Origin of the sequence: Vibrio sp. 10N.222.54.A3, assembly GCF_041474095.1 — a bacterium.
Classification (GTDB): Bacteria; Pseudomonadota; Gammaproteobacteria; order Enterobacterales; family Vibrionaceae; genus Vibrio; species Vibrio crassostreae_C.
In genome coordinates, this window is sequence record NZ_JBFRTN010000030.1 from 1 (window position 1) to 12,211 (window position 12,211).

General features: G+C 43.1%; 9 protein-coding genes and 1 riboswitch. Of the genes, 3 read left to right on the forward strand and 6 right to left on the reverse strand.

All coding sequences use genetic code 11. The features are described from left to right. Positions 1–290: 290 nt before the first annotated feature. A complete protein-coding gene (locus AB4507_RS08680; protein ID WP_017066275.1) occupies positions 291–1,763 on the reverse strand; it encodes a carboxypeptidase M32 in 1,473 nt (490 codons plus the stop codon). Between the two features lie 296 nt (positions 1,764–2,059). Between AB4507_RS08680 and AB4507_RS08685 the strand changes: the two genes are divergently transcribed. Beyond that, positions 2,060–2,695 carry a LysE family translocator gene (locus AB4507_RS08685; RefSeq protein WP_017058961.1) on the forward strand — a complete coding sequence of 212 codons (636 nt, stop codon included), beginning with the start codon at positions 2,060–2,062 and terminating at the stop codon, positions 2,693–2,695. Between the two features lie 106 nt (positions 2,696–2,801). On the opposite strand, the gene AB4507_RS08690 is transcribed toward AB4507_RS08685, so the two are convergent. From AB4507_RS08690 to AB4507_RS08705, 4 genes are all read right to left on the reverse strand, one after another. Continuing rightward, positions 2,802–4,277 (reverse strand): aerolysin family beta-barrel pore-forming toxin, encoded by a 1,476-nt coding sequence (locus AB4507_RS08690; protein WP_372112897.1) that lies wholly within the window; start codon positions 4,275–4,277, stop codon positions 2,802–2,804. Positions 4,278–4,837: 560 nt separating this feature from the next. Then, entirely contained in the window at positions 4,838–5,299 is a 462-nt protein-coding gene (locus AB4507_RS08695) for a hypothetical protein (RefSeq protein WP_017059728.1), read from the reverse strand. Beyond that, positions 5,296–6,108 carry a winged helix-turn-helix domain-containing protein gene (locus AB4507_RS08700; RefSeq protein ID WP_137002350.1) on the reverse strand — a complete coding sequence of 271 codons (813 nt, stop codon included), beginning with the start codon at positions 6,106–6,108 and terminating at the stop codon, positions 5,296–5,298. The genes AB4507_RS08695 and AB4507_RS08700 overlap by 4 nt, the downstream gene beginning before the upstream one ends. A gap of 384 nt (positions 6,109–6,492) precedes the next feature. Then, positions 6,493–7,863, reverse strand: coding sequence for a sodium:alanine symporter family protein (locus AB4507_RS08705; RefSeq protein ID WP_017059726.1), 1,371 nt, complete (start codon positions 7,861–7,863; stop codon positions 6,493–6,495). A gap of 128 nt (positions 7,864–7,991) precedes the next feature. Next, positions 7,992–8,111: riboswitch (glycine riboswitch) on the reverse strand. Positions 8,112–8,720: 609 nt separating this feature from the next. On the opposite strand from AB4507_RS08705, the gene AB4507_RS08710 reads away from it, so the two are divergent. Together AB4507_RS08710 and AB4507_RS08715 are read left to right on the forward strand one after the other, a co-directional pair. Continuing rightward, the gene (locus AB4507_RS08710) at positions 8,721–9,455 is read left to right on the forward strand and encodes a chromosome segregation ATPase (protein ID WP_017059725.1); all 735 of its coding nucleotides are present in this window, start codon (positions 8,721–8,723) and stop codon (positions 9,453–9,455) included. A 322-nt stretch (positions 9,456–9,777) separates the two neighbouring features. Then, the gene (locus AB4507_RS08715) at positions 9,778–10,005 is read left to right on the forward strand and encodes a hypothetical protein (protein WP_065584878.1); all 228 of its coding nucleotides are present in this window, start codon (positions 9,778–9,780) and stop codon (positions 10,003–10,005) included. Between the two features lie 143 nt (positions 10,006–10,148). Here the strand turns inward: AB4507_RS08715 and AB4507_RS08720 are convergent, their stop codons facing one another. Further along, positions 10,149–11,690, reverse strand: coding sequence for a sodium:alanine symporter family protein (locus tag AB4507_RS08720; RefSeq protein WP_017059723.1), 1,542 nt, complete (start codon positions 11,688–11,690; stop codon positions 10,149–10,151). Positions 11,691–12,211 lie beyond the last annotated feature (521 nt).

Sequence of the window (12,211 nt, forward strand, 5' to 3'; positions counted from 1 at the left end):
CTTAAGATCCTGTCTATGTTAGAATGTAAGCAAATTGATTACTATTTCAATAGCAGAAGTTATCCGAAACTTTAAGTGCTCTGAGGTTCGTAACAAGGTTTTGTCCAGAACCTTCACAGATGGCACTTCGTAACTCAGAAGTGCCCCTTTTCTAGTTAGAACCAAAGCTACCCTTCAGCCATAATTGTGACTTTTGACTTACAATACTTGTACTATGCTTTTTTCAGCTTGGTTCTACTTACACAGCAAGCTCTGCAAGTAGAAACTTTCAATGTAGTTGGGCGTTTTATCTACAGATAACGACTTCTCAAATGGTCTTTGAAGTATTGCGCATTCAAGGTTTCGCCCGTTGCACCTTTCACCAAGTCATCAGTGGTCAGCAGGCTGCCTTTGCTCCAAATGTTTGATTCTAACCAAGTGAAGATAGGGGATAGGTCACCGCTTTCAATCACAGAGTTTATATCTACCGTTTTCTTCATTGAAGCCATGAACTGCGCCGCGTACATCGCACCTAATGTGTACGATGGGAAGTAACCAAATGCGCCGTCTGTCCAGTGGATGTCTTGCATACAGCCGTTAGTGAAGTTGCCTTGAGTGCTTAAACCAAGGTAAGACTGCATCTTGGTATTCCATAACTCTGGCACGTCAGTGTGTTTGATCTTGCCGTTGATCAAGTCACGCTCAATCTCGTAACGCAGGATAACGTGTGCAGGGTAGGTGAGTTCATCAGCATCGACACGGATGAAGTCTTTCTTCACGCGCGTGTAGATCTTCTGGAAGTTTTCTTTCTCAAATTCTGAGCCTGAGAATTGCTGACCAGCCAAGTTCGCTAAGTGTCCAATGAACGGGTCGCTGCGGCCGACTTGCATCTCGAAGAATAAAGATTGAGATTCATGAATGCCCATAGAACGAGCTTCCCCCGCTGGTTGTCCTGCTAGGTGTTTTGGTAAGCCTTGTTCGTAACGTGCGTGGCCTGTTTCATGCACAATACCCATTAAGCTTTGAACGAATTCCGCTTCGTCATAGCGTGTTGTGATACGCACGTCTGAAGGGACGCCGCCACAGAATGGGTGAACACTTTCATCCAATCGGCCGTGTTCAAAATCGAACTGAAGCAGCTTCATGACTTCTAAACCCAGTGCTTTCTGTTTCTCGGTCGAATAGATACCTGATGGTGCGTTAAATTGCTCGCTCGATTGTTTTTCGATCACTTCATCAATTAAACCTGGAAGCCAAGTTTTAACGTCTGCAAATAGGGTATCAAGTGAAGTAGAGCTGGTGCCCGGTTCATAAATATCCAGCATCGCATCATAAGGCGTTAGGTTGGCTGCGTCTGCGCGAATCTGCGCTTCTTCACGAGAAAGCTCAACCACTTCACGCCAGTTCTTTTCGAATCCAACCCAGTCGTTGTTACCGCGTTGGCTACGCCACGCATGTTCACATTTTGAACCCGATAGAGATTTCGCTTCAACCAGTTTTTCTGGAAGTAGGTTTGCTTGTTGCCACTGGCGTTTTATTTCACGAAGTGACGATTGTTGCTCAGTGTTCAGCGCTTCATTTTCAGCGTCTGCAATCCAATCGCCAAGCTGTGGTTGAGTCATTAAGCCGTGAATATGAACAGAAAGCTCGGCCATCGCTTCACTACGAGCTTGGTTACCACCTGCTGGCATCATTGAAGCTTGGTCCCAACCACAAATAGAAGCTAGGTGTTGAAAGCGTGAACATTTTTGAGAGTGTTCGACTAGTTTTTTGAATGCGCTCATTTGACTACTCTTAATTTGGTTTCTTTAAATGATCCTTAGGGCTGCGTCAGCGTTAAGGTTCATCTCGTGTACTTTGATTATGGCTTTGCTTTTTAATGACGCCGACCTTCGCAGTCGAAGATATAGCGAGAAAAGCATGAGGCGGTACGATGCCTTGAATTTACTATTTCTTAACAAATCAAACTGTTCTATTGTGCACAAAATCAGTGAGTTGTATAGCTGGTGGCAATTGTTGCTTGCGAATTGTTCAGATACACGGTATTGATGATAGATCGCTGAACAAAAATGACAATGATATGGATATTTTGAACTTTGAGGCATTTCTAATTGCCATCACTATTTTAACGCTAACGCCGGGCTTAGATACGGCTTTGGTGATTCGCAATACTAGCCGCTCTGGCTTAGCTGACGGTTGTATGACGAGCTTTGGTATTTGTAGCGGCTTGTATGTACACGCGTTTTTCTCTGCTGTGGGTATATCTGCAATCCTCGCCCAATCCGCTGAACTCTTTCAAGCCGTTAAGATGGTAGGTGCGGTTTACCTCATCTGGCTTGGCTTAAGCAGTTTGCGAGCATTGATGAAAAACGGTGGCGGTTTGAAGGTCGGAGAACAAGCTCAGCAGGCTTACAGTGCAAAGCGTTCTTTGCGTGAAGGCTTTCTGTCTAACGTTCTTAACCCAAAAACAGCAGTTTTCTATCTGGCCTTTTTACCTCAATTTGTAAACCCTGAAGGTTCGCCTTTATTGCAATCTATGTTGATGGCTTCGGTACACTTTATGATTGCGATGGTATGGCAATGTGGTTTGGCTGGCGCGCTTAACTCGGCTAAAAATTTGCTCAAAAACGCGAGTTTTATGAAGTGGATGGAAGGCGTGACGGGCATGGTGCTGGTTGGGCTGGGTGTTAAGCTTCTGATGGAAGAGCCTGTGTAATTCACCGTTTTCAGTTGAACATGAATATATGAAAGCCCACGATGTGTCGTGGGCTTTGTGCTTTATTACTGGTAGATCTTTGTACCGATCTTATTCTACAGCGCAGTTATTCAACGACGCTAATGTTCATCTCAGCACCTTCGAAACCTAAGTCACTCAACTCATCGGCGTTAAAGTTGGTGGTAACTTCGATGTCGCCAATGCGCTCAGTAGATTCGTTGACGGAATCAGTACTTCTTTTGCTGCGTAGATTGTTAGTAATTGGTGTTGCTTGTCCAATTTCGATAGTACCTGCAAATTGAGATTCAGCGTAGAAATCTCCAGACACGTAAGAGTGGAAGGGGCGTAAGCTTCCGCCAGTCGCGTATTGCATGCTTGATAAGCCAGCTTCTTTAATCGCCCAGCCCCAATCCCACCATTTAGTTTCACCTGGGATGTAACGGTGATCCCATTGGTAGCGAATGTCGGCAGATTCACTGCTGCCACGGCCCATGGTGAAGGTATGAGCCTTGTACGGGCGGTTATCTGGATGAGAGTGCCACGCGTTGCCACCCCAACGAAGGAAGCCGTTGAATTCAACATCGTAGCTAATATCGGCGTTGAATCGGTACGGGTAAGAGATGCTTGAACGATACAGCTCAACTCGAATCGGTAGCTCCGAATTCGCAGGAACCATAGGACGAGCTTGAAGTGTTACTTGTTCGCTAGTGGAGTTGCCATTTGTTTCAGCGAAGCTTTGGTTAGCCTCGAACTTAACGGTGAGCTTAGTTTCGCCAACCAAAGGCCACTTGAAGGTGTTCTCTGTTTGAACGCTCTGTGAGAATCCGTAGCTGTTCGTTTTCGACCAGTTTGTTGATTCGTCTACTTTTAGGTCTACCACCACTTGTTGCGCGATGTTGCTGTTGTTTCTTGCCGTCGCGTAAACCGTTTTCACTAGTTCACGATCCGACTCGACAACATCACCATGCCAAAAGTTGTCGTCGTTAACGGTGTAGGCAAAATTGTCGACGGTGATTTTGGTTTTTTCATCACAGCGATAGCCGCTACAAGAGCCATTGTTATTTCCTTGTATTACCCAACTGTTGCCAGAGCGCTTTATCGTCATGTCTTCGCCCACGTACTGACTGTTATTACCGCTAACCCAAGCGTAACCTAGGTTGTGGGCTAAGTAGCTTAATGGGCGTACAAAGTCGTTACGGTTGTTCACTAATTCATACTGAACATCGATTTCGCTGCCTTCCTGAACCGATTTGGCGGAATAGTTAGGGATTTCAGATTGGTCGTTGTTTGGGTAACAGAACGTTGACCCACTGCTTGATTGCTTAATTTCGCCATGATAACCCGGCCCCATGATTACCCAGTTTCCTTTTAACCCGGTGATCTGCCAAGTGCCCATGCGAGCGACCAAAGTACTCTTCTGCTCTTCTGCTTCATAACGGTCTATAGGACGATAACCAGAGCGACAGACATCTTCACCAAGTTGGTCAAACACTATTTGGTCTGGGTAAATCTTCGCATTTACACCGGTTGATAGAACAGACAACACTGCGGTTGCTAAGAGACTTCTGTTTACTGTGATCATTAACAATTCCCTCATTTGTAATTTTTCTATTTTGATAATGTTTTGTGTGCCGTGCAGTTAACAAGACAAGTTCACTTTTTCATGTTGATAAATAGATAGATACTGAAAAGGGTTGAATTAAATTACCCAGTTAATTCAATGGCTTGTATTGTCATTAGTGTTTTTACGGTGAAAGAGTATGCAACTGAACGTAAATTGTTTGATGGGGCTCAAACCGTTTTTAGAAAAATGAAGGCCCATTATTCGGGCTTAGACGTCAAAATTATTTGACGTTATTTTTGGCGTTTGTATGAATGGTTAATTAGAAGAACAGGTATAACCATTCACAATACTCGTAGTTTTAAGGTGGGCAGGTAGTGAGTGACAAAGAGTAAAAATCTAACTTGAATATTTTGCTTTGCTATCGGTTTTAAAATGCAAACACTTAAAGTAAGGAAGACTGTAATCATTGTATTACTAATAAAATAATGAAAATAACCATCCGTTTTTTATGTGTAATATCGGAAAAGCTTGCTACTTGATAATAGGGCACTTTTTGCTAGTGGTTAAACTATCTCTAATTATCGTTTGGCCAGAAGTTGCGTTCGGCCTGTATTACACGTTTTAATGATGGCAAATAAATCATTCGAACTTAAGATATCAATCTTTACCGTTAATGGGTCATTGTTGATTAACAGGTAAGGCGCCAATCGGCTGTCATTCATTGTTTTATTTATTTTTTGCACAGAGACTAAGTCAATGGTGCCAGAAATAGAAAAGAAAAGTGATTGAGAAGGACGGGCTGTTCCTCTGAATCGCAGAACAAGTGGGTCGGGCATGTTGTCGTCTTGAACGGACATCAGGTGCAGCACCTTGTTGTTACTTATTTTCGTTAATCCGTCGGTACGTAATACATTGTCATTCACTATCAGGTCCACCACGCTATGTTGGTAGCGATGCTCTTCTTTTGGTTGGGGCGAAGGGATACTCCATATGCCAACCAATAAAACGAATGCAGAAATGAGCGCAACGATTGGCATCATAATTGACCTCTTTCTAGGAATAGGGCCAGTTCGGTACTGGCTTGATCTAGTTGGGTTGGCGTGTAAAAGATGTTGACGGACTGGCGTGTGGCTTTGTTGAGAATAGAGAGCTCAGAATATTCCGCTTCTTCGCTAATGTACGCCACGCAATCACATTGATACTGATAGAGAATGCTTTCTAGCTCTGGCGTCATCGCCATTTCAGGGGCTTGGAAAACTTGTATTTGACCTATCCATTGCTCGTTGAGCCGGTTAATGGGGTTGATATCGCTGAGGTTTCTCTCATTAACCTTAGCAAAAGCCAATAACGCTGATGCCAACAGTAAGCAGCCAGTGGTGAAGTAGCACAACTTGTTTCGGTTTTCAGCAGTGGGAAAGTAAGCCGACGAACTTTGTTTAGGGTTAGGCTTAGGTTCGACTGCAACAGCTGCACCGATAGCAATACCGTTATTGCCGACGGGTATCAGGTTGCTCGCATCAGCAAGGGGAGTTGTGGCTGCATTATTGATGGGGGAGTCGATTACCACGCACTCATCGATAAGGCGATAGCCCACCTTAGGAACGGTGACGATTGGGGTTTCTTTGATGCCTAATCTAACGAACCCTTGGCGCAGTAAACTTATACTTTTCGCTAGTGACGTATCCCCTATGAACTCGTTTCCCCAAGCGAAGCTAATAATATCTTGTTTGTTAACAATATCGGGTGAGTTTTTATGTAATAACTCCAGGACCCGAGTTTCACGGTATCCTACTTTAATAGAACGTTCATCGTTATAAATACGGTTTTTAATCGGGTCGAATCTGATCATATAGCCAACGTTTTATTTTTATTATAATTCTCTCTACAATGTAGATGACTATAAACTGACTAATATATGAATTAAAGTCACATGTTTTATTCTTCTGGTTTTTTGTGTCGTTGAAACGAAAAGAAATTTAATATGTTTGTTACAAAACGCCTGACACCTACGCACAATCTGTTAAATATAATTAATATCTAATTAAGTGTTGGTTTTATTAGTGTTCTTTTTAGTAGTCTTCAATCTTCTTTATTAAATCGCATAGTGGTCGATTTAATATTCTTGTTATTTATAAGGGCATATGTGCTGCATAATAATTTAAGACGTTTCGCTATGTGATGAAAATAAAAAAGCCCGCAGTTGAATGCGGGCTTGGTATTCAATCACTTCAGTTTACGCTTTAACTGCTTCACAATCATTTGAAGACGTCAACGGTTTGAAGAATAGCTTGGTTTCTTCGATAACAACGTGGCGCAGCAAGATAAGCCCGATTAGGTTCGGAATTGCCATTAGGCCGTTCACGATATCAGCCATTATCCAGATCATGTCGAGCTTTAAGAATGCACCAGAAGCCACCAACGCAATGAAGATGATCTTGTAAGGCAATACAGCTTTGGTACCTAGCAAGAACACAACACAGCGCTCACCGTAGTAGTTCCAACCTAAAATTGTTGTAAACGCAAAGAAGATTAAGCCAACAGAAACCAACATAGGGCCAAGGGTATCTGCATTCAGACCAACAGCGAATGCGTGAGTGGTCATCGCAGCGCCTGAAAGATCAGTCTGCCAAGCACCCGTTAAGATAAGCGCCAAACCTGTCATCGTACAGATGATGATGGTGTCGAAGAAGGTACCTGTCATAGAGACAAGTCCTTGTTTCACACATGAGTCTGTTTTAGCCGCTGCTGCAGCCATTGGTGCGCTACCTAGGCCAGATTCGTTCGAGAACACACCACGAGCGATACCTGATTGGATAGCAAGCATGATGCTCGCGCCAAAGAAACCACCGGTTGCTGCTGTGTTGGTAAACGCAGAAGTCACAACAAGGGTAATGGCATTCAGTAGTTGGTCGGCATTTGAAATCAGAACGCTTAAACACGCGACGACGTACATAACCGCCATAGTAGGAACAACTTTCCCTGCCACTTTAGCGATAGATTGGATACCACCAAGGGTAACCACTGCCACTAATATCGTAAGAACGACAGCAGACATCTCACGCGAAGCGCCAAATGAGATTTGAGTTGCGTCCAAGATAGCGTTGACTTGTGGGAAGGTACCGATACCGAAGCAAGCAACGCCGAGCGCGAAGACAGCGAACATTACCGCTAAGATTCGTGAGCCGACACCGTATTGCAGGTAGTACATTGGGCCGCCAACCATTTCGCCATTGCTATCGGTTCTGCGGTATTTAACGGCGAGTAGACATTCTGCGTACTTGGTCGCCATACCAAATACAGCGGCAAGCCACATCCAGAATAGGGCACCAGGGCCACCAATCTTGATTGCGGTCGCTACACCAACGATGTTACCTGTACCAATGGTTGCTGAAAGTGCAGTACACAAAGCCGCGAAACTCGATACGTCACCCGTACCAGATTTGTCTTTGCTGAACACCATTTTCAGTGCAGTTGGGAGGTGTCTAAACTGGAGTAAGCCTAAGCGAAAAGTAAAGTAGATACCTGTACCCACTAGCAGAATAAGCAGTGGTGGTCCCCAAACGAATTGGTTAATGGTTTGTAGTGTAGCTTGTAGGTGGTTCATAGATTCCCCTTAATAAATTAAAAATTTAAGGAGAAGAGGGAAGGCAGTGCAGATCTCAGGGATCGGGGGCACTACTTAATACATACGGATTTCTAGATAGAATTCTTGTGTTAATTAAGGCTGTTGCTTTCCACTCCTCTGTCCTTTTGCCTGAGAGTTTCACTTAGCGAATCACTTATAGATAAGTAACGGGCACTAAGCTTGCTCCTTCGGCGACCGATCTAACGGTTCTCTCCAGAGGTTCCTCCAACGACAGTCCTCACTTTTCTGGATTTCTCCAGCATAAAGCACCTGAAAGATTTACTTCTTCGGCGGGTCAATCTAACTAAATGTTAATGTTTAGTTAAAAACCACTCTCCTGCAGTCTTCATCGGAACAATTACCTAAATAATTAGGTAATCTGTAGGCGTATCCTAGATCATATAAAATGTGATGTCAGCTACAAAATATCTGTTTGCACAAATGTTGTTCAACTAAATGATCAAACAACGAGTCTCTGACGTAACTTGCTTATTTAAATGGTATAAAATAGAGAAACAAGGAGGAGTTATGACTCGACTAATAGCGATTGTTTTTTTATTGGCTTTGGCATTTGTACTATTTCGTTACCGGACAAACGAAAAACTGCAAAAATGGGTAGTGATAGTTATCGTTAGCAGTTTCCTTTTGTATACTGCCAGCTTGATGATTTCGGAGTTAACTCGTTAAGCCTGCCTGTAAACAGGTGGGATGAATGTGTTAGTAAAGCTTAAGTGCTTCTGGCTTGAGCGATAGGTTTAACTGAGCCTTCACAATCAGTATTGGCATTCGTGTCAGTGACCGCGTAACGTTAAATAAATTTTTGGGAGTACCCGCTAGTGAACCAGCAATCTGGACAAAGCGAACAAGATGAAGTGGTTGTTATAGAAGAACGCGATAAGCGCAGTCAGCTCTATATCGGCATTGCTGCGGTTATAGGTTTAGCACTGGGTGGCTTAATTGGTTCTACAGTTACGGCTTCTAAGTGGGAGTCCACTTACCAGGTACTCGAAACTCGTTATCAAGAACTGCATGACAGCAGAGCACAGTTGATGACATCCGTTGAAACTAAAGTGGCAAAAGTTGATACCGAAATCGATGCGAAAGTAGAAGCCGCTCTAGTGAAACAAACGGAAGAGCATCAAAAAGAGCTCCAGGAATTAGCGAAGCAGTCTTCGGTTTTAGAGAAGGCGAACTACTCGTTAGAGCAACAGCTAAATGAACAGAAGCAAACGTTAGAGCAAACTCAGCAAGACAACCAGAAACTTAATCGTCAGGCTGACATGCAATCGACTTTGTTTGAGCGTGCGCGTGAAGTTTTCCGAAAAGAATTACAGATTTCTCAAGAACTTGAAAAACTTGAGAAAGAAAGAGATCAACTCGAGCAGAATCTTGGTTCTCTTAAGAAAGCGTGTGATGTTTACTTAGATGGCACATCATGGGATGCGAAATCTGACGCGTGTGAGAAGCAAGATAACGCTAACTCTCGACTGAGTGATATAAGACAAATGATTGAAGTCCACACCATGGACCTCAAACAGATCAAAACTCTCACTGAAGAGATGGGTCTATAAGCCGAAGGCTTTACCAACCTAACGTTAGTTTTGCATTAAATATTGAAACGCCCACATCACACACGTGATGTGGGCGTTTTGCGTTTGTCGAGAGCATAGATCCGGTGCGTTCTCATTATTGATTATTTAAGTGTTTTCATTGTTTGCTTAGATATTTGTGAATAGTTACGTATATCCACAATGATATGTTACTTGTTGTCTATTAAATGACTTTGCATACATATTTTCAGCTCAGAGTCGCTGCATAATAGTGTTGTTCAGGATGAACACGCAGTCGATTGCTAGCTCGCATTTGGCTGCTTTGACGACAAGGGATGGAGTGATGCCAGAGTATCTTTGTGAGAACTGCACCATAGCTTATTGTTTCGATGATTGTCGCTCGCCATTAGCGCAAAAAGAGATGATCAAAGTAGAAGAGTTGGTTCGTCGTGTCGATGTTGAACACGATGATGAACAGAGTGAAAAGGGTGAAAAGAGTGAGCAGGGCATTGAAGGTAGTTATTCGCCTAATCGTTCAGACATAAAAAATCCCCACAAGCCAAGCTGGTAGGGATTTTGGATAAGTTGCAGTCCTGTTCTCGCTTTCTCAAGCAAAGGGTCTTACAAAAATTTTTAGAACAGTTTCGTTTTTAGAGCTGTGTCGTTTCTTAGAATGCAGTTAGCTACTAGAGCAAAACCTCATTCCACTAAACGTTATTTCTCATACGTTTTGATTTCGCCTGATTTCACACGAGCAACAAACGATTGCAGTTCTTTCTTCACAACTGGCATCAAGAAGTACAGACCAAGAATGTTGAAGATAGACATCGCAAAGATAGCCGCATCAGAGAAGTCGATTACCGCACCAAATTGAATCGTGGCACCAATAACAACAAACACACAGAACATCACTTTGAAAATCAGCTCCGTTGTTTTGCCTTCACCAAATAGGTAAGTCCAAGCTTTAAGACCGTAGTACGACCAAGAGATCATGGTAGAAAACGCAAACATGATTACTGCGAGAGCGAGTGTGTATTTGAATACTTCTGCCGTTTCAGTAAACGATGCAGCAGTCAGCGTTACACCCGTTAAACCAGAGCCATCGAATGGACCTACGTTTAAACCAGCGATAGTGATAACCAATGCGGTCATTGTACAAATGATTACCGTATCAACGAACGGTTCTAATAGTGATACTAGACCTTCGGTGATTGGTTCTTTTGTTTTAACCGCTGAGTGAGCGATAGCTGCTGAACCTACACCTGCTTCGTTCGAGAATGTTGCACGTTTCAAGCCTTGAATTAGCGCACCAATAAATCCACCAACAACACCTTCACCAGTAAATGCACCTGTAAAGATTGCGCTGAACGCAGGGCCAACTTGATCAAGGTTAGAACCGATGACAATCAGAGCCATACCGATATACAGAGCAGCCATCCAAGGAACAACTTTTTCTGTTACCGATGCGATAGAAGGCATACCACCAACAATCACAGAGAAAACTAAAGAGGCAAGTACAAGGCCAGTGATCACACCGTATTCACTTGGTACATCAAATGCGTAAGTTAACATGGCGTGTGCTTGGTTAGCTTGGAACATGTTACCGCCGCCCAATGCGCCTAAAATACACATTAATGCGAAACCAATAGCGAGCACTTTACCTAGTCCGCCTAAACCTCTTTCACCCAGACCTTGGCTTAGGTAGTACATTGGACCACCCGAAACAACACCTGAAGGTAGGATAGTTCGGTATTTCACACCTAAGGTACACTCACAGAACTTAGAAGCCATACCCAGAAGGCCACACAAGATCATCCAGAATGTCGCGCCAGGGCCACCAATCGCAAGTGCAGCACCTACACCGGCAATGTTACCAAGCCCGACAGTACCAGAAAGCGCCGTTGTTAACGCTTGAAAGTGAGAAACCTCGCCGTCCTCTTTAGAGTTAGGATCGGTATACTTACCTTTGATAATGTCTATCGCCATGCCGACACGTTTAAATTGAACAAAGCCAAAATAAACAGTGAAGATGATCGCAGCGAGCAACAGCCAGCCAACAATCACGGGGAAGTTAGCTTCACCAATCGGTACACTTTTAAATATCAGCCCAACGAACCAACCTGTGTATTCGTTGAAAAACCCATCAACACTTTGACTTAAGTTGCTGATAGCTTGGTTAAATGATCCTTCTTCTGCAAATGCACTGGAACTAAACAATAATATAAACCCAAAAAATAATTCACGTATGTTTTTCATGGTTTTCCCTGTCTTTTTAATAAATTATGTTTGTTGCTGTTGTGTTTGTTTTCTATTTGATTTGTATATCTCAGCGGTATATCTACTTCATTCGACTGCAACATAAACGGCTGTAGCTAGGTCGAAAAACGAAATAAATATAAGTACTGATCTTGCTTTGTATGGATATCCTTTTGGTATGTGCACCAATAAGACTATGGTATTCGGGATATCAAGCCCTACTGATAATCCTATACATAAAAATAATGCCAACAAAGAGATTTTTACAATAAATTTACAATTGTTCGGGTTTTGTCATCATTTGGGAATAAGTCGATGCTTTTTAGGCAGAGAAAAGTATATGCAGTAGTTGTTTTAGGGGCGGGTGAAGGATAATTCAGAGTGATGGGCTGTCGGGACATAGAGGGGGACATAGAGCGAACGTAGGAGAGTTCGAGTATTCGATATGTTTTGGCGGTGTTTAAACATTCGAAGGCTGAAGGTGTCTTTGGATCTGAGGATATTAAAAAAGGTTCATCGCG

Coding starts and splice junctions, on each gene's coding strand:
- AB4507_RS08685 (WP_017058961.1), top strand. CDS start 2,060: ATGGATATTTTGAACTTTGAGGCATTTCTAATTGCCATCACTATTTTA.
- AB4507_RS08680 (WP_017066275.1), bottom strand. CDS start 1,763: ATGAGCGCATTCAAAAAACTAGTCGAACACTCTCAAAAATGTTCACGC.
- AB4507_RS08700 (WP_137002350.1), bottom strand. CDS start 6,108: ATGATCAGATTCGACCCGATTAAAAACCGTATTTATAACGATGAACGT.
- AB4507_RS08690 (WP_372112897.1), bottom strand. CDS start 4,277: ATGATCACAGTAAACAGAAGTCTCTTAGCAACCGCAGTGTTGTCTGTT.
- AB4507_RS08705 (WP_017059726.1), bottom strand. CDS start 7,863: ATGAACCACCTACAAGCTACACTACAAACCATTAACCAATTCGTTTGG.
- AB4507_RS08715 (WP_065584878.1), top strand. CDS start 9,778: ATGCCAGAGTATCTTTGTGAGAACTGCACCATAGCTTATTGTTTCGAT.
- AB4507_RS08720 (WP_017059723.1), bottom strand. CDS start 11,690: ATGAAAAACATACGTGAATTATTTTTTGGGTTTATATTATTGTTTAGT.
- AB4507_RS08695 (WP_017059728.1), bottom strand. CDS start 5,299: ATGATGCCAATCGTTGCGCTCATTTCTGCATTCGTTTTATTGGTTGGC.